The following is a 25,072-nucleotide window of genomic DNA, read 5'->3' as shown; positions in this document are numbered from 1 at the left end:
GAAGAAGGAAGTATATAGCGAGGTGATAGTATATGGATTATTCAATTATTGGTTTTATATTCACAGTACTTCCGTTATTTGTGATTGTTTTTGTATTTAGATGGATTCGTTTCATCTATCAAAATTCTGAGAAACAAGTGGAGCAAAATGAGAAGATTATTGAGCTGTTGATGGAGATAAAGGAACAAAAAAAATCGTAAAATGGTCTATTCGTTTGGGTGTAAACTTTACAAATCAAAACCATCCGAAAAAACAACTACATAAAATTGAATTAGCGAAAGCGTAAAAAAAGAGCTGTACCAAATGAGTATGTAAAACTCCGTTTGGTACAGCTTTTTTTGTATGGGAAATTATATTATCTATTCAAATGGTAGAATCAATTTTGGGATTTGTTAATACCTCAACTTCATCAACAATTCCTTAATTTCCTCATCTTCCATAAAGAGATCATGGTGCTTCTCTGTAATCTTCGCAAGTGCAACGTCATGATAGAAGAACTCCGTAAAGAACTTTACGAAAGGTTGTGACATTGTTTTCATTGCTTGCCATGATTCTTGCTCTACACCAGCAAATAAAATTTCACGATCGTCAACGATGAGTAGTAAGTAACGCTCTAATGCGTTAGGTTCTTGAGCTGGGATTAAAAAATGCATGTTTTCTAAGTCTGTTTCCACTTTTCCAACTATGAGGGACTCGACTTGGACGCCTTGTTTTGCTTTTTGTTCTAGTAAAGGAAGATATTCTAAAAGGGTATCATTCCATGCGGAGATGCGTATGGATTCTTTGGCATCTTCTATAAGTTGCCTACTTTGTACTTTAATAGAAGACTGCATTTTTAAACTCCAAACGCGGTCATCTGTAAATGACTTTTTAGAAATATTATTTTCAAGTTCTTGAATATTAGATTGGAATTCTGTCGTTAACTTTTCAATTGCTAGCTTGAGTGGTAATGCTGTATACAATTTTTTCTTTTCAGAAACAGAATCCATTACCATCCCTTTATCAATGAGTCGTGCTAACACTTCGTATATTTTTGCTTTTGGAACACCTGAATGTTTAACGATAGTTGTTGCATCTAATGGGTCATTGCTTGATACGACAACTTCATAAGCTTGGCTTTCATATTGTGAGAAACCGAATTTTTGTAGCATAGTTCCCTCCGAACGAATGAGATTATATGTTAAGGATAATGAACTATTTGTTTTTACACAAGTGTTGAGATAACAAGTAAGTTGATTGAAATGAGAATAAATTTCAATTTTTAAAACTATATGGATTGAGCTTTCCGATTTATCTATTATACTTAATATATTGATTAATACGATTAAATTTTACCGAGAAGGGGATGCTTGAGGGAATATGTTGAGAAGTTTACGTTTAAAAATTGCAGTAGTATTTTCGGTACTTATTTCTATGATGTTTGTAATATTAGGTACAGCTGTGTATCAATTGCAAAAAGAGAAAGAAACACACTCCTTAGACCAGTATTCTGAAAATACGATGGATCTTGTGACAGAGCAGTTAACTGCATTTATGCAGCGAATTGAAGAAGATATGGGTCATTATGGATCTCATGATGATATTCAAAACATGCTACAAGATGGGGTTACTCCAGAAGAGGAGAGTTTTATTTTAAAGGAATTTTCAAGGTTTAAAAAGAATCATCCTGATATTTTAGATGTCTACATTGGGACGAAAGATAAAAAAACGTTGAGTGCAAATCTTGCAGATGGTGGGACAGTTCCAGAAGGATATGATCCGACGAGTCGCCCTTGGTATAAAGCGTCAGAAGCAGCTACAGAATCGACTATTTGGGGAGAACCACAATATGAAATCGCGACGGGTAAGTTAAGTATTGGAGTTTCAAAAGCCATTGTCGGACAAGATGGTTCTGTGTTAGGTGTTGTAGCAATGGATGTATCACTAGGAACGATTCAAAAGCTACTCCATAATATTCAATATAATAATGGCGGAGAAATGTTTGTTATAAATGATAAAAATATTGCCATTGTGTACCCGGAGAAAGTAGGAAAAGATGTTTCGAAAGAACCACTTGTTAAAAGTTTAAATAAAGATGAAACGAAATTTGCGGCGGCGACATTAGGTGGAAAAGATGTAGTAGCCTATAGTCAATTGTTTGATAAGATGAAATGGAAAATCGGGATTGTATATCCGAAAGAGTCCATTGATAACTTACTAATAGAAACAAGAAATACAGTCATTATAATGGCATGTATTAGCTTGTTAGTTGGAATCATAGCTTCCTACTTGTTCTCAAGAAGATTAGCAAGGCCATTACAACTATTAAAAAATCACGTTCAAAAAGTAGCGGAAGGTGATTTAACACTACAAATGAAGGTGACAAGTAAAGATGAGGTTGGTACGCTTACGACTCACTTTAATGATATGGTTGAGCAAATGAATGAAATGGTAAGTGAAATTAAAAATAGTGTATCGACAGTACAGCAATCGACTCACAATCTGCATTATTTAACGAATGAAACTGTAGCAGCTAGTAGAGAAGTTTCAGGTGCAATGGATGATGTGAGCGGAGGCGCGTCTACTCTTGCTAATAGTGTAGATGAAGTTTCAGAACAGCTCGAGAATATGGCGCAGTCAGTGGAACAAATGAATAACTCCGTTGGTGAAATAAAAGGAGTGGCTGGCAAAGCTGAAGAGGCATCTAAGCAAGGATTAAATACGATGCGAAATTTAGTTCGTACAAGAGAACAATCATCTTCTATCGTTGTTCATACGGAAGAAGCATCCGGTAAGTTAGAGCAAAGGGTTGGATCGATTCAAAATGTGGTAGAACTTATAAAAGGTCTTTCGGATCAAACGAATTTACTGGCTTTAAATGCTTCAATTGAAGCAGCACGTGCAGGTGAGCAAGGTAAGGGCTTTGCTGTTGTTGCGGAAGAGGTTCGGAAATTAGCTGAACAATCAAAAGAGGCAACGGGTGAGATTGCAATAATGATTAGCGATGTGCAGTTAGAAGTAAAACGAGTTGTAGAAGTTGTAAGTAAATTGAAAGACATTGCGGATATACAAAATAAAGTTACGACAGAGGCGGAGACAGAATTCCGCACAATTATATCAGTTGTAAATACTATTAGTACCTCAGTTGAAAAAATTGTAGAAGAGGTAAATAACATAGGTCACGAGCAAGAAGAAATTACAGAAGTTATGCAAACAATTGCTAGTACGAGTCAAGAGAGTGCGGCTGTTTCTGAAGAGGTAAATGCAGCAACTGAGTCACAAGTGAATCATTTAGAAAAAGTAGCTCATACGATGGAAAGTTTGACAGGGAATATGCAGGACTTAGAAAGATTGGTTGAGCAGTTTAAAGTAGAAGAGTAACGTATTAGTAAAATGATGAGGATTTCGGTAAAATAGACAATGGATATATAAGAAGCAGTAATAGGAGGAAGATTATTATGGCAATTGTTGATGTATCGATTATTCCAGTAGGAACAGGTAATCCAAGTGTTAGTGAATATGTAGCAGAAGTACAAAAGGTACTAGAGAAAAATGCTGATCGCGTGAAGTATCAATTAACACCGATGAATACAGTAATTGAAGGAGATCTTCCTGTCATTTTAGAAGTCATTCAACAAATGCATGAAGTTCCATACACGAAAGGTGCACAGCGCGTTGCGACAACAATTCGTATCGATGATCGCCGTGATAAAGTAAGTACGATGGAGAAGAAATTAAACTCTGTTCAATCAAAATTATAAGAAAAAGCAGCGATCTTCGCTGCTTTTTTCATATAGGAGGAAAATAAGATGAGTGAAAAGTTTAATGAGCAGTTTGATGGCTTGCTAGAGAAATACACGGAACTATTACTTGGAGAGAGCAACGAAGAGCGAAAAGAGCAGGTACAGAAATGGGCACTTTATTCTTATATGGCTAAGACGATGCCAGCTTTAGTGAAACATTGGAATGAGACGTATCCAGATGCAAAAGAAGAGATGGTACAGTTAATTACGAATATTAAAAAGCTGAATGATGAGAAGCGAAATGAGAAGTAAGAAGGCTTGAGATAATGTTACCTCAAGTTTTTGTTATTAATATCCTTATATAATTTACATGAAATATAAATGGTTTTGTGAGCATGTCGAATATTTTCGGCATGCTCATTTTTTCCCTAGTAAACCCGTTTTTTCTGAATGTCGAAAAATATTTTCTTCATATTTACAAACGAGAATATAGAGTTTTAAATGTTTTGATAGTATTTTATAAATTATCTAAATAATTATTTGTATCAAATAATTTTAAACAATGATATAATTCCGAAGAGGGGTAAAAAACAGATAAATTATAGTCGTAGGGGTGAATTACATGGAACAATTAATGCGAAATTCGTTTCTTTTCTTATCTAAAAATAAAGCGCTAACAAAACTGGCTAAAAAGTACGGTTTACGCTTTGGTGCAGGTCGCTTCGTCGCAGGGGAAACGATTGAATTAGCGACAGCTGCAATTAAAGCATTAAATAAGCAAGGTCTTTGTGTAACAATCGATTATTTAGGTGAATTCGTTGATAACGAAGCGGAAGCAAATGAAATGGCTAGCGAATCGATTGAAGCGATTCGTGCAATTGGAAGAGAAGGTCTTAATTCGCAGCTTTCTTTAAAGATGACTTCTATGGGATTAGATATCTCTGATGAAATCGTAATGAACAATATGCGCCGTATTTTAGAAGCTGGAAAAGAAAATGGTGTGTTTATTACAATTGATATGGAAGACTATACGCGCTGCGGAAAAACAATTGATATCTTTAAACAATTAAAATCTGAATACGATAATATTGGTACTGTTATTCAAGCTTACTTATATCGTACAGAAAAGGATATGGAAGATTTAAACGCTTATAATCCTAATTTACGTCTTGTAAAAGGGGCCTATAAAGAACCTGAAGAAGTAGCGTTCCCGGAAAAGAAAGATGTAGATGATAATTATAAAAAAATTATTAAAATGCACTTATTAAATGGAAATTACACTGCAATTGCTTCACATGACGAAGCGATTATTGAATATACAAAAAAACTTGCCGAAGAACATAACATTCCAAGGGATCAATTTGAATTCCAAATGTTATTTGGTATTCGTACAGAGCGTCAACTTGAGCTAGTAAAAGAAGGCTACAAAATGCGCGTTTACGTACCTTATGGAAACGACTGGTATGGCTATTTCATGCGTCGTCTAGCAGAACGTCCAGCAAACGTTGCGTTCGTATTAAAAGGTATGATTAAAAAATAACCAAGGAGAAAATACTCCTTGGTTATTTTAATTGCTGAAATGCGTAGTTCGCCATTTTCTTCGTGTCAGGGTATAGCTGTGTACGAGTAGAAGATAACACGACGTTAATGACGCGTTTACCGTCTTTTTCATCAACTGTTACGACTGTGTATTTTCCGAGTGCTGATAAACCGCTTTTACTTCCAATCGCATATGGATCGTCATATAGTTCTTCTCGTCCATAGTTTGCAATTTTTGGAGAGCGCTCTGAAGTGTGTAGAGTAGTATGGGTTGAATTCATATAATCTAAAACAATTGGATACTTTAATGCTTCTTTCGTAATAATAGCAATGTCATAAGGTGATACTTTATTTCCAAGTGCATCAGCACCACTTGCATTTTTGAAAGTCGCATGTTTTGTACCAAGTTCCTTCGCTCTAGCATTCATCATTTTCACAAACTCTTCTTTTGATCCCGCAATATGTTCAGCGATTGACTCAGCAATTGGGTCTGCACTAATAATAAGCATAAGTTTTAATGCCTCATCACGTTTTAACTTTTCACCCGCGCGAAGCTTAATCTTCTTACTTTGACTTTCCGTTTTAATCGCATTCTCTGTAACCGTAATTTCTTCATATTCTTTCACATTCTCTAGTAAGAGTAAGGTAGTCATCATTTTCCCTATACTAGCCGGATAAGAGCGCTCATCTTCCCGTTTTCCATACAAAGTTTCACCTGTGTCTGCATCGATTGTAATCCCGTATTGCCCAGTAATACTAGGTTGATCTGCTTTTACAGCTTGTTGTCTGTGAGCATAAGAGAAGAAAATCATCCCTGTAAATAGTGTGGCGATCATTACAATCATAATTACTGTTCGTTTCATCGTCGTTCCCTCTTTTGTTTTCCATATGTACAAATAAATTGGGCAGAAAAAGCAGCCATTAATCATTATGCCACGTTCTCTGCCCAAAAATATAGCGTTATTTTTCGCCCATATTATGCTTCTTATATTGTTGGTTATTACCTTGACGCCCTTTTTCAACACCGTGATTATGCGGACCTGCATTTCCTGTTACACTTGCTGCGCTAATTCCAGCTTTTGAAGGGTTCTTCTTAAGTTTTGCCATATATATTCCTCCAGTTTCGTCAGATTATAAAAAAGGAAAAGTGCATTTTAATGAAGAAAATACACATGTATAGCATAGCCAAATGAAAGAAATTTATTTATTTCAGAAAATTTTATCAATAAATATATTGCGAAAATTCAAACTGTATCATATATTTATTAGTAGAGGCTCACTCATTGATTGCGACTTATGTCGAAAAATTGAATGAGCATTCATTCAAGAATAGGGGGAGAAATGGATGTTCCAAATTAAAAAGGCTGCTGTTCTAGGTTCAGGCGTAATGGGTTCAGGGATTGCGGCACACTTAGCTAATATTGGTATTCCGACATTATTGCTTGATATTGTACCACCGGCGCTTACGAAGGAAGAAGAAGCGAAGGGACTTACATTAGAACATAAAAGTGTGAGAAATCGTTTTAGTAACACGGCTTTGCAAAAACTAGTAAAGCAAAAACCAGCTCCTCTGACAGTGAAAGGAAATCTAGCACTGATTGAAGCAGGTAACTTTGAAGATGATCTTGAGCGTCTTGCTGATGTAGATTGGATTATTGAAGTAGTAGTTGAAAACTTAGATATAAAGAAGAAACTATTTGAAAAAGTAGATGCTGTTCGTAAATCAGGCTCAATTGTGAGCTCAAATACATCAGGCATTTCCGTTGAAAAAATGGCAGAAGGTCGTTCAGACGACTTCCAGAAACACTTCTTAGGAACACACTTTTTTAACCCACCACGATATTTAAAACTTCTAGAGGTAATACCGACGAAAAAAACTGATCCACAAGTATTAAGCTTCATGAAACTATTTGGCGAAGACGTTCTTGGAAAAGGCGTTGTTATCGCAAAAGACACACCAAACTTTATTGGAAACCGCATCGGTACGTATGGCTTGCTTGTAACGCTTCAAGAAATGATTAAGCGTGGCTATAGCATTGGAGAAGTTGACTCTGTAACAGGTCCATTAATTGGTCGTCCAAAGAGCGCAACGTTCCGTACATTAGATGTTGTTGGTTTAGATACATTTGTACACGTTGCAAATAACGTATATGAAAATGTACAAGAAGAAGAGCGTGATGTATTTAAAGTACCAGCCTTCATGCATGACATGCTTGATAAAAAATGGCTTGGAAGTAAAACGGGTCAAGGCTTCTTCTTAAAACAAGGGAAAGAAATTTTAGAATTGAATCCAGAAACGATGGAATATGAAGCGCGCAAAAAATTAAAAGCTGCATCCGTAGAGTTAAGTAAGCAAGAAAAAGGATTAGCGAATAAATTGAAAGCGCTTGTATACGCGAAAGATCGTGCAGGAGAGTTACTATGGAACATTATCACACCAACTCTTTTATACTCTGCAAAACTTCATAAAGAAATTGCTGACGATATCGTTGCAATTGACCAAGCGATGAAATGGGGCTTCGGCTGGGAGCAAGGTCCATTTGAAATTTGGGATGCAATCGGCGTTGAAAAGTCCGTTCAAAAGATGGAAGAAAACGGCGCAGTTGTTCCTGCTTGGGTGAAAGAAATGGTAGAGAAAGGTTTTGCTACTTTCTATAAACATGATAATGGCGATAGCTACTATTACGATAATGGTGAATATAAGCTAATCGAACGTAACAAAAAAGCAATTTCGCTTAAGCAATTAAAAGCGAAAAACGGTGTGTTAAAGAAAAATAGCGGAGCGAGCTTAATTGATTTAGGCGATGGTATCCTTTGCTTAGAATTCCATTCGAAGAGCAATGCAATCGGTATGGATATTACACAAATGATTAACTACGCTGTTGATGAAGTAGAGAAAAATTATAAAGGTCTTGTTATCGGAAACCAATCGAAGAACTTCTGCGTTGGTGCGAACCTTGCAATGATTTTAATGGAAGCACAAGACGATAACTACTTTGAAATTGAGTGGGTTGTGAAAAACTTCCAAGATGCAATGACGAAAATTAAGTACTCTTCTAAACCAGTTGTAGCAGCTCCATATGGTATGACGCTTGGCGGTGGTACAGAGGTTTGTTTACCAGCAGCGAGCATTCAAGCTTCTAGCGAAACATATATGGGCTTAGTAGAAGTAGGTGTTGGCTTAATCCCTGGCGGAGGCGGTAACAAAGAGCTATACATTAAACACTTAAACAAAATGGCAAATGGTGTAGAATTCGACTTGCAAAAAGTTGCGAATAAAGTATTTGAATCCGTAGCGATGGCGAAAGTTTCTACATCAGCGCAAGAAGCTGTATCGAACAATTTCTTAGGCGATAAAGACGGTATTAGTGTGAATGGTGATCACTTACTATATGATGCGAAACAAAAGGCACTTTCTTTATATGAAACGGGTTATAAAGCACCGATTCGTAAAAAGATACCAGTTGTTGGTGAAACAGGCTATGCAACGCTTGTACTTGGTGCAGAAGCAATGCATTTATCAGGTTACATTTCTGAACATGATCTTCACATTGCGAAGAAACTTGCATATGTCATTGCGGGCGGAAAAGTACCGTACGGAACAGAAGTTGATGAGCAGTATTTATTAGATGTAGAACGTGAAGCATTTATTAGCTTAGTAAGTGAGATGAAATCACAAGCAAGAATGCAGCACATGCTTGTAAAAGGAAAGCCATTACGTAACTAATAACGAGGGGAGATATCGTTCATGAGAGAAGCTGTCATTGTTGCGGGAGCAAGAACACCAATTGGAAAAGCAAAGAGGGGTTCATTAAAAACAGTTCGTCCTGACGATCTAGGGGCGTTAGTAGTAAAGGAAACGTTAAAGCGTGCGAATTATGAAGGGCCAATCGACGATTTAATTTTCGGTTGTGCGATGCCAGAAGCAGAACAAGGTTTAAATATGGCTCGTAATATCGGCGGGCTAGCAGGACTTTCTTACGATGTTCCAGCTATTACAATTAACCGTTACTGTTCTTCAGGTTTACAAAGTATCGCTTACGGAGCAGAGCGCATTATGCTTGGGCACTCTGAAGCTGTACTATCAGGCGGAGCGGAATCAATGAGTTTAGTTCCAATGATGGGGCACGTTGTTCGTCCGAACAGTCGCCTTGTAGAAGCTGCTCCAGAATATTATATGGGTATGGGACATACAGCAGAGCAAGTTGCTGTGAAATATGGAATTTCTCGTGAAGAGCAAGATGCATTCGCGGTAAGAAGTCATCAACGTGCTGCAAAAGCATTAGCTGCAGGGAACTTTGCTGATGAAACAGTATCTGTAGATGTAACATTACGTACTGTTGGATCAAACAACAAACTGCAAGAAGAAACAATCATTTTCGCACAAGACGAAGGTGTAAGAGCAGAGACGACGCTAGACATTTTAGGTAAATTACGTCCAGCATTTAACGTTCGCGGTTCTGTAACGGCTGGTAACTCTTCACAATTGAGTGACGGAGCAGCATCTGTACTATTAATGGATCGTGAAAAAGCAGTGAGCGATGGTATGAAGCCACTTGCGAAATTCCGTTCATTTGCAGTAGCTGGTGTACCACCAGAAATAATGGGTATCGGTCCAATTGCTGCAATTCCGAAAGCGTTAAAATTAGCTGGTTTAGAGCTATCTGATATCGGTCTATTCGAACTAAATGAAGCATTCGCTTCTCAATCTATCCAAGTTATTCGTGAACTTGGTTTAGATGAAGAAAAGGTGAACGTAAACGGCGGTGCAATCGCACTTGGACATCCACTTGGCTGTACAGGAGCAAAACTAACACTATCCCTTATTCACGAAATGAAACGCCGCAACCAACAATTCGGTATCGTAACAATGTGTATCGGCGGCGGAATGGGAGCAGCGGGAGTATTTGAATTATTATAAAAAAAAGTGCAGGTGGCTTGCTTAGAACAGGAGGGCGTTGGAAGCCCTGACGAAGAGGCGCTTTTTGCCTCACAGGAAGGGGTGAAACGACCGACTGTTTTAGCCACCGGAACTAGATTATAAAAAAAGTGTAAGCGGCTCGCTCAGAATGTGAGGGGGATGGAGCTTCAGACGAAGAGGCGCTTTCTGCCTCGCAGGAAGAAGCGAAGCCACCGAACATTCTAGCCGCTGGAACTAGATTATAAAAAAAGTGCAGGTGGCTTGCTCAGAATAGGAGGGCGTTGGAAGCCCTGACGAAGAGGCGCTTTTTGCCTCACAGGAAGGGATGAAACGACCGACTGTTTTAGCCACCGGAACTAGATTACAAAAAAAGTGCAGGTGGCTTGCTCAGAACAGGAGGGCGCTAAAGCAAAGAATGGAAGCAACAAAGGGGTATAAAAAATAAACGTGAGAGCCAGCTTCTTTCAAAATGAGAAAAGCGGCTTATGAAAATATAAAGGAGGAAATTTTCATGGAAAAAACAGTAGGAAGTGCGGTTAAAGGCGGTAGCTTTTTAGTTGATGAGATTACGATTGATCAAGTGTTTACGCCAGAAGACTTTTCATCTGAGCATAAAATGATTGCAAAAACAACAGAGGACTTTATCGTAAATGAAGTTCTTCCGGAGCTTGAATATTTAGAGCAACACGAGTTTGATCGTTCTGTGCGTCTTTTAAAAGAAGCTGGTGAACTTGGTTTATTAGGTGCTGACGTACCAGAAGAGTACGGCGGAATTGGTCTTGATAAAGTAAGCTCAGCGTTAATCGCAGAGAAATTCTCGCGCGCTGGTGGTTTTGCAATCACTCACGGTGCTCACGTTGGTATCGGATCGTTACCAATTGTACTATTCGGTAACGAAGAGCAAAAGAAAAAATATTTACCACTACTTGCAACTGGTGAAAAATTAGCTGCATATGCATTAACTGAGCCAGGTTCAGGATCTGATGCATTAGGTGCAAAAACAACGGCACGTTTAAATGCAGAAGGTACACATTACGTATTAAACGGTGAAAAACAATGGATTACAAACTCTGCATTCGCTGACGTATTTGTTGTATATGCAAAAGTAGACGGCGAGCACTTCTCAGCATTTATCGTAGAGAAAGAGTATGCTGGCGTATCTACAGGCCCAGAAGAAAAGAAAATGGGTATTAAATGTTCTTCAACTCGTACGTTAATTTTAGAAGATGCATTGGTACCGAAAGAAAACCTACTTGGTGAAATCGGTAAAGGTCATATTATCGCGTTCAACATTTTAAATATCGGTCGTTATAAATTAGGTGTTGGTACAGTTGGATCTGCGAAACGTGCAGTAGAAATTTCAGCACAATATGCAAATCAACGTCAACAATTCAAACAACCAATTGCTCGTTTCCCATTAATTCAAGAGAAACTTGCGAATATGGCAGCGAAAACATATGCAGCTGAAAGCTCTGTATATCGTACAGTAGGTTTATTTGAAAGCCGCATGAGCACATTATCTGAAGAAGAAGTAAAAGACGGTAAAGCAGTAGCAGCTTCTATCGCTGAATATGCAATCGAGTGCTCTTTAAATAAAGTATTCGGTTCTGAAGTGTTAGATTATACAGTAGATGAAGGTGTTCAAATTCACGGTGGTTACGGATTTATGGCAGAGTACGAGATTGAAAGAATGTACCGCGATTCTCGTATTAACCGTATTTTCGAAGGAACGAACGAAATTAACCGCCTAATCGTACCAGGTACGTTCTTACGCAAAGCGATGAAAGGTGAATTACCACTTCTTCAAAAAGCACAAAAATTACAAGAAGAGTTAATGATGATGATGCCAGAAGAAGTAGGCGATGAGCCATTAGCACTTCAAAAATATTTAGTAAAGAACGCGAAGAAAATCGGTTTAATGGTAGCTGGATTAGCAGCTCAAAAGTACGGTAAAGCATTAGATAAAGAGCAAGAAATTCTTGTGAATATCGCTGACATCGTAAGCAACCTTTATGCAATGGAATCAGCTCTTCTTCGTACAGAAAAAGCAATTAAAACAACTGGTCTTGAAAAGAATAAACAAAAAGTGTTATACACTGAAGTATTCTGCCAAGAAGCATTCAACGAAATCGAAGCAGATGCAAAAGAAACACTTATCGCAGTTGAAAACGGCGACATGCTGCGCATGATGTTATCATCATTACGCAAATTAACTCGCCACACACCACTTAACGTAATTCCGAAGAAACGTGAAATCGCTGCAAAAATTTTAGAAGATGAGCGTTATACAGTTTAATAGATGAGAGAGAACCAGTGGCCTTGTTGGCTGCTGGTTTTTTGTCCCGCTATTTGCGGGCAGTAAGACTCCCACCTCAAAATTCGGCTGGAGCAAAGAAGTTAGGTGGGAGTCGGGCTGCCCGTAAACGCCCGATTGGTGAAGGCTAATAATCAGTGGGGGATGAACAAAACCCCCACTGATTAAAGTTTCACTTTATTGATGGATTCTTGAAAAGGGCTGTTTTACATATGTATTTGTAAACGGCTTTTTTTAATGGAGGTAAAGGGGATGAAGTTAATAAAAGCAGAAACAGTTCATCAAATAGCATTTTTCCCGCATCTATTTCCAATCAACTGTTATTTTGTTGAGGAGGATGCTGGATTAACTTTAATTGATGCTGCTTTATCATTTTGTGGAAAGAAGATTTTAGAATCGGCTCGAAAAATTGGTAAACCGATTACGAATATTATTATTACTCATGCTCATGATGACCACATAGGAGCGCTTGATATTATAAAGAAAGAATTGCCGGATATTCCGGTCTATATTTCTAATAGAGATGCTCGTTTACTTGAAGGAAATATGGCGCTGCAAAATGGAGAACGAAACACGCCGATAAAAGTGGGTGTGTCCAAAAAGATAAAGACGATTCCAGATATTCTTCTTCAAGAAGGAGGTAGAATTGGTTCTCTTTTAGCGATTGCGACTCCAGGTCATACACCAGGTTCAATGGCGTTTTTAGATACGAGAAATGATGCGCTAGTTGTTGGAGATGTGTTTCAAACGAGGGGAGGAGTGGCCGTTGCAGGACAAATAAAGTGGCTCTTTCCGTTTCCTGTGTTTGGGACTTGGGATGCAGAAACTGCCTTGGCAAGCGCTCAGAAATTGCTGGAATATAAACCATCTATATTGGCGACAGGGCATGGAAAGATGATTAAAGACCCTTTGCTACGCATGAAACTAGCGATTGAAGAAGCGGAAAGGAATTTAATGAGAAAGAGTCTCTAATGATTTAGAGGCTCTTTCTCATTAAATGATATTATTTTGAAGGCTTTAGAAATGTATATATCGCTAATACGAAGTTGAAAAACATAAATATGAAAGGGTCTTGGCTTGGATTAGGATCATAATTTTTTTGAGTGTTTGTAAGACATTCTAGTGGTATTTCTAGATGTCTTTTTTTTATGAATATGATTTAAAAAGAATCAAATAATAAATGGTGAATGAACAAAGAAAGGTAGGAGTATTCCATGCAAAACTTAACAGAGCTTGAAGTAGAAAATTTACGTCATTTAATTGGTGGTCATGCGACGATTATTAACAAATTGGACCAGTATGCACAGGCTTGTACAGATCCAGAACTGAAACAAATGTTACAAAAGGATGCACAAGATGCACGAAATACGAAACAACAATTAATGACTTTTCTAGGATAGGAGGAAGAGAGAAATGAATGAAAAAGATATGGTAAATGATTATTTAGCAGGGTTAAACTCAAGTTTAACAAGTTATGCAAATTATATTTCTCAGTCTGATAATGAACAGTTACATCAAACGTTAATTCAAATTCGTAATCAAGATGAATCCCGTCAACGTAATATGTATGAATACGCAAAGCAAAAAAGTTATTATAAGCCGGCAGCGCCTGCTAATCCAATGATTGTACAGCAATTGAAAAGTCAATTAAGTGCGGAATAGTGTGATGAAAAAAACGAGCGAATGGATTCGCTCGTTTTTTTGGTTTGTATATGTCAATAAATACATAAAAAATATTTTTCCGGTTGTAACAAATATGACGAAAATGTAATATAACAATTCACAAAAAGGACAAAAACTTTGTTCAATATTTCACAAAGTATCCATGGTTTCTATCGTAGGAACCTCTATAATTAGGAGTGTAAAGAACGAAAGAAATAGACTACATGATCGATTAGGAGAGATTGCTATGAATAGAAACACAAGAAAAATTGCAATTATCGGTACTGGATTAGTTGGATCAAGCTGTGCGTATTCCATTGTAAACCAAGGGATTTGCGAAGAGCTATTGTTAATTGATATAAATCATGAACGTGCAGTTGGGGAAGCGATGGACTTATCACATTGCATTAACTTTACAAATACAAGAACAAAAGTATATGCAGGAAGTTATGAAGACTGCAAAGATATGGACATTGTCATTATTACAGCAGGACCAGCGCCGAAGCCTGGACAAAGTCGTTTAGACACTTTAGGAGCAAGCGCTAAGATTATGGAAGGTATTGTTGGCGGCGTAATGGAAAGTGGATTTGATGGCATTTTCTTACTCGCATCGAACCCAGTTGACATTATTACATATCAAGTGTGGAAGCTATCTGGATTACCTAGAAATCGTGTGATTGGTACAGGTACATCACTAGATTCTTCTCGCTTAAGAACAATTTTATCTGAAATGTTACATGTAGATCCTCGTAGTATTCATGGGTATTCATTAGGAGAACATGGTGATTCTCAAATGGTTGCTTGGTCTCACTTAACGGTTGGTGGAAAGCCAATTCTGCAAATTTTAGAGGAACAAAAAGAACGATTTGGTGAAATCGATTTAGATGAAATTGTTGAGAAGACTGCAAAAGCGGGATGGGAAATTTATAAGCGTAAAGGAACTACTTATTACGGAATCGGAAATTCTCTAGCTTATATTGCTCGCTCAATTTTCAATGATGATCATCGTGTTATCGCTGTTTCAGCTATTTTAGATGGTGAATATGGCGAATACGATATTTGTACAGGAGTACCAGCAATTATTACTAGAGACGGTATAAGAGAAGTGGTAGAACTAAACTTATCAGAAGATGAAGAAAGCCGCTTTGCAAAATCAAACGATGTTTTACGCGATTATATGAAAACAATTGGTTACTAAATTATAGGAGAAGGTGAAACAAATGAAGGAATATATAATGTCTCGTGTGTTTAAAGCTTCAGCCGGAATCGCACAGGGTATTTTCGTATCCCTTGGAATTGGTTTACTGATCGAAAATATAGGAAGAATTGTTGATATCCCATTACTTATTACAATCGGAGTTGTTGCAAAATCACTTATGGCACCAGCAATTGGAGCCGGGATTGCTTTTATGCTCGGTGCAAACGGACTCGTAATTTTCTCAGCGATGGTAGCTGGAGCAATTGGAGCTGGTTCAATTTCAATTACTGAAGCTGGTCTCATCATTAAAACAGGTGAACCAATCGGTGCATTATTAACAGCGACTTTAGCAGTTTATATTGGTAAACGATTAAGTGGAAAAACTGCTTTAGATATGATGCTCGTTCCATTTGCAGCAATATTAGGTTCTGGTTTAGTCGGTATTTGGTTAGCTCAAAATATTAGCCCAGTTTTAAATACAGTTGGAGCATTCATTAAAGATAGTTCAGCTGGTAGCCCATTCATCGCTTCTATCGTGATTGCTGTAGTTTGGGGACTATTACTTATCTCTCCAGCTTCATCAGCTGCTTTAGCGATAGCACTTAGCTTAGATGGTGTTGCAGGCGGTGCAGCACTTGCAGGGTGTGTTGCTCAGTTTATCGGATTCTCTGTTATTTCAGCGAAAGAAAATAATTTAGGTGGCATATTAGCTCAGGCACTTTGTACTCCCAAAGTACAGTTGCCGAACATTACTAAAAATCCAATGATTCTCGTCCCAACTGTTGTCGCCAGTGCTATAGTGGGCCCAGTATCAGCACTGATTTTCCAACTGGAAGCAGGAAAAGAAATTGCAGGTCTTGGATTAAGTTCTCTTATCGCACCAATTAATTTAATTTCCAGCCAAGGGTGGGAGGTTGTCCCAGCGATGATAATCACTTATATCATCATCCCAGTAGCGGTTTCTTATATACTTTACATTGCTCTTAAAAAAGCAGGTCGTATTCATTCTGGTGATATGACTGTACCGCAATCTTAATTTGAAAATCTCCTTAATATAGGGAAAAGCAGACTGAAGCCACAGTCTGCTTTTTTACATTTTATCCCGCTATTTGCCGGGCAGTAAAACTCCCACCTCAAAATTCGGCTGGAGCAAAGAAGTTAGGATGGGAGTCGGGCTACCCCCCCACACTGATTATAGTTTCACTTTATGATTTTGTTTTACTGGAACGCGTACTGTTTCTTTTGCTAATAATAGCCGAACACCGAAGTATAGTACGCTTGCAAGCGTCATTCCAGAAACGGCATCTACAAAGGCATGTTGCTTCGTAAATAATGTTGATAAAATAATAAGCGTACCGAAGAAAGTAAGGATGTAATATTCCAAAGCATGCTGTTCTCTACGCTTAAAGGCAGCTAACATAATGACAAATGTCGTAAGGACATGAATGCTTGGGAAACAGTTTACTGGTTGATCAATACTATAAATATAGCGGACTAGTTCGGAAAATACATCTGTTCCAACGACGGTTGGGCGTGGTACAGTTGTCTGCCAAAAAAAATAAATCGAAAAACAAGCGAGCTTTCCAAGAATTACACTACTTAAAGTGACATAATATTGCTTTCGATCAGCAAAACAGTAATAAATAAGTGCACCGTATAAGTATGGAAACCAAAGTAAGTAAGGAATAATAAATGCTTTCACAAATGGAATCCAATCATCTACTACAGTTGTGACATCTACTGCGTGAACAGTAGATTTATTTAATACATCGTAAAGGGGACTTACGAGTACGAGTAGAAGTATATAACTTAACGGAAGAAGAGATGAAAGTTTAAATTTCTTCATGATAATCTCCTATGTTTTAGTAATGTAAATAAATTCAATTGATTATAATATAGAAAATCCAATTGGGCTATCGATTTCACTTACATTTTCTTGAATTCACCTTACATTTTTGTCACTTGACTTAAAAGAGGAGGAGGGTGCTATATGAAGCGTTCACTTTATTTCTTATTTTTTATATTGTTATGCCTAGTGGGTACTGGATGTGCCAAGGATAATGAAGGAGATACATTAGAATATAACGGGAGAGCGCTCGTAATTGGAGTTGTTGGTGAAAAGCCGAAAGATACATTTAGAAATATAAAGTTTGAAAACGTGAAGTTAGAAGAGATGCAGGAGAAATCAGCAAAAGTTGATGGTTTTCTCGTCATGAAAGAATATTTTCAAGAAGCATCAAAGGAACAGTATACGGACTTATTTTTATCGTTAAAGAAGCCGGTGTTTTTTATTGGTTTACAAGATAGACCGTATTTGATTTTTACTGAAAAAGATTTAGATTTTGACAATGCTCCAAGGGATAGGGCAATGATGTATACGCAAGGTTTTGTGAATATGGGAAGACCCGAAGGACAATATTGGGGTATAGGATTATATAATGATACGGTTTCCAATCAAAATATTCATAATATGTATATAGTAGTATTTCAAACCATTTCGGACTATTTAAGTCGATGATGAAGGAGCCTGTAAAAGGGCTTCTTATTTTTTAAATAAAGTGAAACTTTAATCAGTGGGGGTTTTGTCCATCCCCCACTGATTATTAGCCTTCACCAATCGGGCTTTTACGGGCAGTTATCTCCCACCTAACTTCCTCGCATTCGCCGAATTTCGAGGTGGGAGTCTTACTGCCCGCAAATAGCGGGGTAAACGTTTGTTTAAGATATATGTTCGGTATAGAAAATCATGTTTTCCAACGGTGATATAGAAAACATGAAATTAATCAAACGTTTGTTTAAGAGGTATGTTCGGTATGGAAGAATTCATGTATTCCAAAGGTTGAGGTAGAAAAACATGAAATTAATCAAACGTTTGTTTAAGGTATATGTTCGGTATAAAAGAATTTACGTATTCCAAAGGTTGAGGTAGAAAAATATGAAATTAAATAAACGTTTGTTTAAGATATATGTTCGGCGTGGAATGAGAAAAAAGTTTTTAAAAAATTATATATTTATTTTTTCTTAATAAATGGCGGAAAAATAAGAAAAATTAGCAGGATTATTAAAAATTATCACGAAATAAGTAAAAGTTTAGCGAATAATCGTTTGAAATAATAAAATGTTTTCTATATGATAAAGGTAAAGGTTAGTAAAAAAGTAGGTGAATTTATGACAGTAACATTTTATTCATATCCAAAGTGTGGCACATGTCAAAAAGCAAAGAAATGGTTTGAGGCAAACGATGTAGCATATGAGATGATTCATATTGTTGAAAATCCACCGTCAAAAGAAGATTTACGTAATTTACATGAGAAAAGTGAATTACCATTAAAAAAATTCTTTAATACAAGTGGAACGCGTTACCGCGAACTTGGCTTAAAAGATAAGTTAAAGGATGCAAGCGAAGACGAAATGTACGAGCTTTTAGCATCTGATGGCATGTTAATTAAACGTCCAATTGTAACAGATGGAACGAGTGTAACACTTGGTTTTAACGAAGAGCAGTTTGAAAGTGTGTGGAAAAAGTACCAATAAGGTATTTTTACATAATTAATACATTCACTGGAGGTACAGTCATGAGCATTCCAAATAATTTACGTTACTCTGAAGAACACGAATGGGTAAAAACAGAAGGTAATGCGGTTGTTATCGGTATTACTCATTTTGCACAAGGTGAGTTAGGCGATATCGTATTCGTTGAACTTCCTGAAGTAGGTGCAACAATCCAAGCTGACGAGCCATTCGGAAGCGTAGAATCTGTTAAAACAGTTTCTGAATTATACGCACCTGTAAGTGGTAAAGTTGTAGCAGTAAACGAAGAATTAAGTGACCAACCAGAACTAGTTAACGAATCTCCATACGAGGGTGCATGGATGGTTAAAGTTGAACTTTCTGATGCAAGCCAAGTTGAGAAGTTATTAACTGCAGAAAAATATGCAGAAATGACAAACCAAGACTAATTATAGTCGAAGAAAAAGGACAGCCTTTGTGCTGTCCTTTTTTATGTTGTGTACATAATGAATTTAAAAACATATATATTAATTATTATGTAGGAGAACGTTTTTCGTTGAGGATTTATGCCGATTTAGCCACCTCCTAGCCCTTCATGTCTAAGAACCTTCCGTACGAGAAGACAAAAGGCCTCTTCTGTACGAAAGAACCTTAGCCAACAGGGCTAAACAGTCGGTTCTGCTTTTCGTTATGATCCAGCTCCAGCGGCTAGATTGTTCGGTGGCTTCGCGTCTTCCTGAGAGGCAAAAAGCGCCTCTACGTCAGAAGCTCCATCCCCCTCACAATCTGAGCGAGCCGCTTCTGCTTTTCTTTTGTCCACCTCCAGCGGCTAGAACAGTCGGTCATTTCACTCCACTCCTTCACTTGAGGCAAAGAGCGCCTCTAGTTCAGGAGTTCCAATGCCCTCTTGTTCTGAACGAGCCGCTTCTGCTTTTCTTTTGCAAAAATAAACAGGAAACAACATGAAAATAACGAATATACTATATACTAAGTTAAAGGTTGTATAGTATATGGTGATCGGGTGATGACATATGATTTATGTGGAAAAAGTCATTATTGTAGAAGGTAAATCGGATAGAAGAAAGATTGAATCTATTATTCGTGAACCAGTGGAAATTGTTTGTACAAATGGTACAATTGGTTTGTCGAAAATGGATGAGCTCATTGATCAATTTTTTGATAAGGACGTATATGTGCTAGTGGATGCTGATGATGCAGGAGAAAAGTTAAGGAAACAATTCCGAAAAGAATTTCCGCAAGCAGAGCATATTTATATTGATCGCTCGTATCGCGAGGTGGCGACTGCACCTTCTTCACATTTAGCAAATGTATTATGGGGAGCTGACATTGACGTTTATACAGAATATTTACGGTAAGGAATGATAGAAGTGATTGATTGGACAGGTGCCGAAGCTACAGCCCTAATAGGAAATGAAGAAAAAACAGTGTTATATGTGTATACACCAATGTGTGGAACATGCCAGTTAGCAAAGAAGATGTTAACGGTCGTCGAGATGACGATTGAAGATTTGAAAATTGGGATGTTAGATTTAAATTATGCCCCGCATTTAGCGAAAGAATATGGGATAGAAAGTGTACCGTGTTTACTTGTTTTTGAAAATGGGACACTGATGAAGAAAATATATGCATTTCATTCGGTTGAATATTTATATACGGAATTAAAGTAGGCGGCAAAGTTTTTGCCGCCTCGACATATTTCTTGGGAAATATGTCGACATGCGTGATAGATACAGTATTTGTCGAGCGAAAGTAACAGGATTGCTCTTTAATAAGAGGGAATGGTATGTAATAGAAAGTGATATGAGGGATGTGATTTAGGATGAAATTATATTCTTTGCTTCAATCATTTGTAAATTACGCTAATGGGCAATATCATTTAGAACCGCTTTTAAGGCAAGGAGAAAGAACTGTTAATTTTCGTTTTGGAGATGAATGCTGTTCGTTACAAATTTCAAGAGATTATATAGAACTTTTGAAAGAGGCGAGAGGAACGGAACAAATCGTTTGTTTAGAGGAAGAGGATGTACAAAAATTAGTGACTGGAAATATGAGGTTGCAAACGTTAATGAGTGATGGACGGGTACAATATTCTGGAACGTATCGAACGATGTTATTAGTCGAATCGATGTTTCATATATGTAAACCGATGTCAGTCGGAGCTTAAAATTCTGAAGTTTCTTTTTTTACGAAAATTTCTGTTGACACAGCGTGTGGATATTGATACAATTCAATTCATAAAATATAGACAATTTCATAAATTTTAAATCAGACGAAAATTTAATCTGATTTCTCTTATTAAGAGAGGTGGAGGGACTGTGCCCTGTGAAGCCCGGCAACCGTCAACTTATGTTGAAATGGTGCCAATTCCTGCAAAGCAAATGCTTTGAGAGATGAGAGAGAGGGATAATGTTGTTATATACGCATAAAAACCTTTCTGCTTCTCTAGAAGCGGAAAGGTTTTTTGTTGTTTGAATGCGGAGGACATTCAAATAATAAGAGGAGCTATAACGATGGACTACACGCATCAAAAATAAAAAAATGCGGAGTCTATCCAAAGTTTTTATGAAATCTCCAGCGGCTAGAATGTTCGATGGCTTCGCTTCTTCCTATGAGGCAAAAAGCGCCTCTACGTCAGAAGCTCCATCCACTTCACATTCTAAACGAGCCGCTTACGCTTTTTAAACAAAAAAGGGGTGATACACCATGATTCTATTAGAGAATGTAAAGAAGATATATAAGGCAAAAAGCGGTGATGTCACTGCTGTAGATAACGCCAACTTACAAGTAGAGAAGGGGGAAATATTTGGTGTTATTGGATATAGTGGCGCTGGGAAAAGTTCGTTAATCAGATTATTTAATCAGTTAGAGAAACCAACTTCTGGCCAAATTACAATTGCGAATCGTGTGATTTCAGCGATTACTGGAAATGAACTTCGTAAGGCAAGACAAGAAATCGGAATGATTTTTCAGCATTTCAACTTACTTTGGTCACGAACTGTGCGTGAAAATATCGCATTCCCACTTGAAATTGCAGGTGTCGATAAGGCGGAGAGAAGAAAACGTGTCGATGAGTTAATTCATCTTGTTGGATTAGAGGGAAGAGGAGACGCGTACCCATCTCAGCTAAGTGGTGGACAAAAGCAGCGCGTCGGGATAGCAAGAGCGTTAGCAAATAATCCACAAGTACTTTTATGTGATGAAGCAACGTCAGCTCTTGATCCAGAAACAACGGATCAAATTTTAGATTTATTATTAGATATTAATAAGCGTCTCGGCTTAACCATTGTATTGATTACACATGAGATGCACGTTATTCGCAAAATTTGTAATCGTGTTGCTGTAATGGAGAAAGGGAAGATCGTAGAAACGGGTCCAGTACTTGACGTATTCCGTAATCCACAGCAAGACATTACAAAACGATTTGTACAGCAGTTAACTGATTCTGAAGATACGAATGAAACGATTGAAAGTTTAATAGAAAAGTATCCAGATGGAAAAGTAATTCGTTTGCAGTTTGTCGGTGAAGCGGTAGAAAGACCGGTACTTCAAAGGTTAATGCAGCGCGGTGATATAGAAGTTAGCATTTTGCAAGGAAATATCGCGCAAACGAATAACGGCTCTTACGGAAGTTTAGTCGTTCATTTAAATGGTGAAGAAACAGCGATCCAGCAAGCAATAGAAGGGATTCATCAAGATCAAGTAGAGCTGGAGGTGATTGCACATGGATAAGTTAATCGCAAATGTTGATTGGAATCAAATGTTAGAAGCAACTGGTGAAACGTTATATATGACGGCAATCGCAGCGCTTGCCACATTTGTTTTAGGACTTATTTTAGGACTATTACTCTTTATGACAGCAAAAGATAATTTATGGGAAAATAAAGCGATTAATACGGTGATTGGAGCGTTCGTAAACATTTTCCGTTCTATACCGTTCATCATTTTAATTATTTTATTAATCCCATTCACAAAGATTCTTCTTGGAACAATTCTCGGAGCGAGTGCAGCGCTGCCAGCTTTAATTATTGGAGCGGCACCATTTTACGCGAGAATGGTTGAAATCGCACTTCGTGAAATTGATAAAGGTGTAATTGAAGCTTCAAAAGCAATGGGAGCAAAAACAAGCACAATCATTTTGAAAGTATTAATTCCAGAAGCGTTACCAGCTTTAGTATCTGGTATTACGGTAACGACAATTGCTTTAGTAGGCTATACGGCAATGGCAGGAGTTGTTGGTGCTGGTGGCCTTGGAACACTTGCTTATTTAGAGGGGTTCCAGAGAGGAAATAATGATGTAACAATCGTTGCGACAATTTGTGTATTACTCGTTGTATTTTTAATTCAGTGGATTGGTGATAGTGTAACGACTCGAATAGATAAAAGATAATGAAAACAGGGGGATATTTCAAATGAAAAAATTATTACTTACAGCACTTATTTCAACTTCAATTCTGGGGTTAGCTGCTTGTGGTGGGAAAGATAAAGATGAAAAGAAACTTGTTGTTGGTGCTTCTAACGTACCGCACGCTGAAATTTTAGAAAAGGCAAAACCGTTACTTGAGAAAAAAGGAATTGAGCTAGAAATTAAAAAATTCCAAGACTACGTATTACCAAATAAATCGTTAGCGGATAAGGAATTAGATGCAAACTACTTCCAGCACATTCCGTATTTAGAAAAAGAGATTAAAGATAAGAAATATGATTTTGAAATAGCAGGAAAAATTCATTTAGAACCGATTGGTGTGTATTCTCAAAAATATAAGAGCTTAAAAGAACTTCCAAACGGGGCGACAATTATTATGAGTAATTCTGTTACTGATCATGGTCGTGGTTTAGCAATTTTACAAAAAGAAGGCATTTTAAAAATTAAAGACGGAGTAGAGCCAGTTAAAGCAACTCCAAAAGATATTGCAGATAATCCGAAAAATTTAAAGTTCAAAACGGATATTGAGCCTGGTTTATTACCACAAGTGTATAACAATAAAGAAGGCGATGCAGTTCTAATTAATTCTAACTATGCAATTGATGCGAAATTAAACCCAGAAAAAGACGCGATTGCAATTGAAGGCAGTGATTCTCCATATGCTAACATCGTAGCAGTTCGTAAAGGCGATAAAGATAAAAAAGAGATTAAAGCTCTTGTAGAAGTATTACATTCTAAAGAAATTGAAGATTTTATTAATAAAGAATATAAAGGGGCAGTTGTTCCTGTAAAAGAATAATCGTTTGAAGGAGGGCTGGTGTATGCCGGCTCTTTTTTCTAACTACATAACTATAGGGGAGAAGGGGACATCATATGAAAAAGATTATACTGTCAGTTGTTACAGCACTGTCTGTATTTACATTAGCCGCTTGTGGCGGGAAAGATGAGAATAAGCTTGTCGTTGGCGCTTCTAATATACCGCACGCTGTTATTTTAGAAAAGGCACAGCCAATATTAGAGAAAAAGGGCATTAAGTTAGAGATAAAAAAATTCCAGGATTATGTTTTACCAAATAAGGCATTAGCTGATAAAGAAATCGATGCAAATTATTTTCAACATATCCCTTATTTAGATAAAGAGATTCAAGAAAAAGGATACAAAATTGTAAATGCAGGAAAAATTCATTTAGAGCCAATGGGCATTTATTCTAAGAAATATAAAAGCTTAAAAGAGCTTCCAGATGGAGGAACGGTTATTATGAGTAATAACGTAGCTGAGCGTGGTCGTATGTTAGCGTTGTTACAAAAAGGCGGCGTTATTAAATTAAAAGACGGTGTAGATGTTGTTAAAGCGACAGTAAAAGATGTTGTAGAAAACCCGAAAAATTTAAAGTTTAAAACAGATGTAGAACCTGGACTTTCACCGAAGCTGTACGAAAACAATGAAGGTGATGCTTTATTTATTAATTCAAACTACGCAATTGATACGAAATTAAATCCAACAAAGGATGCAATCGCAATTGAAGGATCAGACTCTCCTTACGCAAATATTATCGCAGTTCGTAAAGGTGACGAGAAGAAAAAAGAAATTAAAGAGCTAGTAGAAGTGCTACATTCAAAAGAAATTCAAGATTTTATTAACAAAGAATATAAAGGTGCTGTACTTCCTGTGAACGAATAGGTGCTGGAAAGGGCTGGGAATAACCCAGTCCTTTTTTCTTTATATATATAAGAAGAAAGGTGTATCATAAGAGGATGTAAAG

At 37.3% G+C, this 25,072-nt stretch carries 28 protein-coding genes and 1 riboswitch; of the genes, 23 read left to right on the top strand and 5 right to left on the bottom strand.

Annotated elements, in window-relative coordinates:
* Positions 1-32 precede the first annotated feature (32 nt).
* On the top strand, positions 33-200 hold the full coding sequence (locus MKX77_RS24495) for a hypothetical protein (protein ID WP_215554642.1): 168 nt from the start codon (positions 33-35) through the stop codon (positions 198-200).
* Between the two features lie 192 nt (positions 201-392).
* On the opposite strand, the gene MKX77_RS24490 is transcribed toward MKX77_RS24495, so the two are convergent.
* Positions 393-1,151, bottom strand: a complete 759-nt coding sequence (locus tag MKX77_RS24490) for a TrmB family transcriptional regulator (RefSeq protein ID WP_341308040.1) — start codon at positions 1,149-1,151, stop codon at positions 393-395.
* A gap of 208 nt (positions 1,152-1,359) precedes the next feature.
* On the opposite strand from MKX77_RS24490, the gene MKX77_RS24485 reads away from it, so the two are divergent.
* The 4 genes from MKX77_RS24485 to MKX77_RS24470 all read left to right on the top strand — a co-directional run bounded on the left by MKX77_RS24485 (position 1,360) and on the right by MKX77_RS24470 (position 5,262).
* Positions 1,360-3,360: a methyl-accepting chemotaxis protein gene (locus MKX77_RS24485; RefSeq protein WP_341308039.1), complete on the top strand. Its 2,001-nt coding sequence runs from the start codon at positions 1,360-1,362 to the stop codon at positions 3,358-3,360.
* 77 nt (positions 3,361-3,437) lie between these two features.
* Positions 3,438-3,740: an MTH1187 family thiamine-binding protein gene (locus tag MKX77_RS24480; RefSeq protein ID WP_002089423.1), complete on the top strand. Its 303-nt coding sequence runs from the start codon at positions 3,438-3,440 to the stop codon at positions 3,738-3,740.
* Positions 3,741-3,788: 48 nt separating this feature from the next.
* On the top strand, positions 3,789-4,034 hold the full coding sequence (locus tag MKX77_RS24475) for a YusU family protein (protein ID WP_001290599.1): 246 nt from the start codon (positions 3,789-3,791) through the stop codon (positions 4,032-4,034).
* 310 nt (positions 4,035-4,344) lie between these two features.
* Positions 4,345-5,262 (top strand): proline dehydrogenase family protein, encoded by a 918-nt coding sequence (locus tag MKX77_RS24470; RefSeq protein WP_002112697.1) that lies wholly within the window; start codon positions 4,345-4,347, stop codon positions 5,260-5,262.
* Between the two features lie 22 nt (positions 5,263-5,284).
* Here MKX77_RS24470 and MKX77_RS24465 read toward each other — a convergent pair whose 3' ends face one another.
* Together MKX77_RS24465 and MKX77_RS24460 are read right to left on the bottom strand one after the other, a co-directional pair.
* Positions 5,285-6,124, bottom strand: coding sequence for a D-alanyl-D-alanine carboxypeptidase family protein (locus MKX77_RS24465; RefSeq protein ID WP_341308038.1), 840 nt, complete (start codon positions 6,122-6,124; stop codon positions 5,285-5,287).
* A gap of 97 nt (positions 6,125-6,221) precedes the next feature.
* Entirely contained in the window at positions 6,222-6,368 is a 147-nt protein-coding gene (locus tag MKX77_RS24460) for a YuzL family protein (RefSeq protein WP_001096344.1), read from the bottom strand.
* 238 nt (positions 6,369-6,606) lie between these two features.
* On the opposite strand from MKX77_RS24460, the gene MKX77_RS24455 reads away from it, so the two are divergent.
* The 8 genes from MKX77_RS24455 to MKX77_RS24420 all read left to right on the top strand — a co-directional run bounded on the left by MKX77_RS24455 (position 6,607) and on the right by MKX77_RS24420 (position 16,392).
* Positions 6,607-8,988: a 3-hydroxyacyl-CoA dehydrogenase/enoyl-CoA hydratase family protein gene (locus tag MKX77_RS24455; protein WP_341308037.1), complete on the top strand. Its 2,382-nt coding sequence runs from the start codon at positions 6,607-6,609 to the stop codon at positions 8,986-8,988.
* Positions 8,989-9,009: 21 nt separating this feature from the next.
* A complete protein-coding gene (locus MKX77_RS24450) occupies positions 9,010-10,182 on the top strand; it encodes an acetyl-CoA C-acetyltransferase (protein WP_215554639.1) in 1,173 nt (390 codons plus the stop codon).
* A gap of 511 nt (positions 10,183-10,693) precedes the next feature.
* Positions 10,694-12,478, top strand: coding sequence for an acyl-CoA dehydrogenase family protein (locus tag MKX77_RS24445; RefSeq protein WP_002159983.1), 1,785 nt, complete (start codon positions 10,694-10,696; stop codon positions 12,476-12,478).
* A 270-nt stretch (positions 12,479-12,748) separates the two neighbouring features.
* A complete protein-coding gene (locus MKX77_RS24440) occupies positions 12,749-13,468 on the top strand; it encodes an MBL fold metallo-hydrolase (protein ID WP_341308036.1) in 720 nt (239 codons plus the stop codon).
* Positions 13,469-13,710: 242 nt separating this feature from the next.
* Complete coding sequence (locus MKX77_RS24435) at positions 13,711-13,896, top strand: hypothetical protein (RefSeq protein WP_002112687.1); 186 nt, start codon at positions 13,711-13,713, stop codon at positions 13,894-13,896.
* Between the two features lie 13 nt (positions 13,897-13,909).
* Positions 13,910-14,158: a spore coat protein gene (locus MKX77_RS24430; RefSeq protein WP_002034620.1), complete on the top strand. Its 249-nt coding sequence runs from the start codon at positions 13,910-13,912 to the stop codon at positions 14,156-14,158.
* Positions 14,159-14,405: 247 nt separating this feature from the next.
* Positions 14,406-15,356, top strand: coding sequence for an L-lactate dehydrogenase (locus tag MKX77_RS24425; protein ID WP_445819120.1), 951 nt, complete (start codon positions 14,406-14,408; stop codon positions 15,354-15,356).
* 22 nt (positions 15,357-15,378) lie between these two features.
* Positions 15,379-16,392, top strand: coding sequence for a PTS transporter subunit IIC (locus tag MKX77_RS24420; protein ID WP_002112681.1), 1,014 nt, complete (start codon positions 15,379-15,381; stop codon positions 16,390-16,392).
* A gap of 156 nt (positions 16,393-16,548) precedes the next feature.
* Here the strand turns inward: MKX77_RS24420 and MKX77_RS24415 are convergent, their stop codons facing one another.
* Positions 16,549-17,202, bottom strand: coding sequence for a phosphatase PAP2 family protein (locus tag MKX77_RS24415; protein WP_215554637.1), 654 nt, complete (start codon positions 17,200-17,202; stop codon positions 16,549-16,551).
* A 144-nt stretch (positions 17,203-17,346) separates the two neighbouring features.
* Here MKX77_RS24415 and MKX77_RS24410 point away from each other — a divergent pair, with 144 nt between their 5' ends.
* The 3 genes from MKX77_RS24410 (at position 17,347) to gcvH (ending at position 19,315) form a co-directional block, all read left to right on the top strand.
* Positions 17,347-17,874, top strand: coding sequence for a hypothetical protein (locus MKX77_RS24410; protein ID WP_215554636.1), 528 nt, complete (start codon positions 17,347-17,349; stop codon positions 17,872-17,874).
* Between the two features lie 650 nt (positions 17,875-18,524).
* Positions 18,525-18,890, top strand: coding sequence for an arsenate reductase family protein (locus MKX77_RS24405; RefSeq protein WP_002089384.1), 366 nt, complete (start codon positions 18,525-18,527; stop codon positions 18,888-18,890).
* Positions 18,891-18,931: 41 nt separating this feature from the next.
* Positions 18,932-19,315, top strand: a complete 384-nt coding sequence (gcvH, locus tag MKX77_RS24400; RefSeq protein ID WP_000026895.1) for a glycine cleavage system protein GcvH — start codon at positions 18,932-18,934, stop codon at positions 19,313-19,315.
* Between the two features lie 239 nt (positions 19,316-19,554).
* Here gcvH and MKX77_RS24395 read toward each other — a convergent pair whose 3' ends face one another.
* A complete protein-coding gene (locus MKX77_RS24395) occupies positions 19,555-19,686 on the bottom strand; it encodes a hypothetical protein (protein ID WP_341308035.1) in 132 nt (43 codons plus the stop codon).
* 211 nt (positions 19,687-19,897) lie between these two features.
* Here MKX77_RS24395 and MKX77_RS24390 point away from each other — a divergent pair, with 211 nt between their 5' ends.
* The 7 genes from MKX77_RS24390 (at position 19,898) to metQ (MKX77_RS24360) (ending at position 24,990) form a co-directional block, all read left to right on the top strand.
* Entirely contained in the window at positions 19,898-20,242 is a 345-nt protein-coding gene (locus tag MKX77_RS24390) for a toprim domain-containing protein (protein WP_000640865.1), read from the top strand.
* A gap of 3 nt (positions 20,243-20,245) precedes the next feature.
* A complete protein-coding gene (locus MKX77_RS24385) occupies positions 20,246-20,554 on the top strand; it encodes a thioredoxin family protein (protein WP_081257354.1) in 309 nt (102 codons plus the stop codon).
* A 152-nt stretch (positions 20,555-20,706) separates the two neighbouring features.
* Positions 20,707-21,051, top strand: a complete 345-nt coding sequence (locus MKX77_RS24380) for a hypothetical protein (RefSeq protein ID WP_002068015.1) — start codon at positions 20,707-20,709, stop codon at positions 21,049-21,051.
* A 125-nt stretch (positions 21,052-21,176) separates the two neighbouring features.
* A riboswitch (SAM riboswitch) is annotated at positions 21,177-21,284 on the top strand.
* Positions 21,285-21,590: 306 nt separating this feature from the next.
* Positions 21,591-22,616 (top strand): methionine ABC transporter ATP-binding protein, encoded by a 1,026-nt coding sequence (locus MKX77_RS24375; protein WP_341308034.1) that lies wholly within the window; start codon positions 21,591-21,593, stop codon positions 22,614-22,616.
* Positions 22,609-23,274, top strand: a complete 666-nt coding sequence (locus MKX77_RS24370) for a methionine ABC transporter permease (RefSeq protein ID WP_144505374.1) — start codon at positions 22,609-22,611, stop codon at positions 23,272-23,274. The genes MKX77_RS24375 and MKX77_RS24370 overlap by 8 nt, the downstream gene beginning before the upstream one ends.
* 22 nt (positions 23,275-23,296) lie before the next feature.
* A complete protein-coding gene (gene metQ, locus MKX77_RS24365; RefSeq protein WP_098777480.1) occupies positions 23,297-24,109 on the top strand; it encodes a methionine ABC transporter substrate-binding lipoprotein MetQ in 813 nt (270 codons plus the stop codon).
* 74 nt (positions 24,110-24,183) lie between these two features.
* Positions 24,184-24,990 carry a methionine ABC transporter substrate-binding lipoprotein MetQ gene (metQ, locus tag MKX77_RS24360; protein WP_341308033.1) on the top strand — a complete coding sequence of 269 codons (807 nt, stop codon included), beginning with the start codon at positions 24,184-24,186 and terminating at the stop codon, positions 24,988-24,990.
* The last annotated feature ends 82 nt before the right edge of the window (positions 24,991-25,072 follow it).

Origin of the sequence: Bacillus sp. FSL R9-9410 (genome assembly GCF_038050385.1) — a bacterium.
Classification (GTDB): Bacteria; Bacillota; Bacilli; order Bacillales; family Bacillaceae_G; genus Bacillus_A; species Bacillus_A cereus_U.
This window is presented reverse-complemented; position numbering and strand designations above follow the sequence as displayed.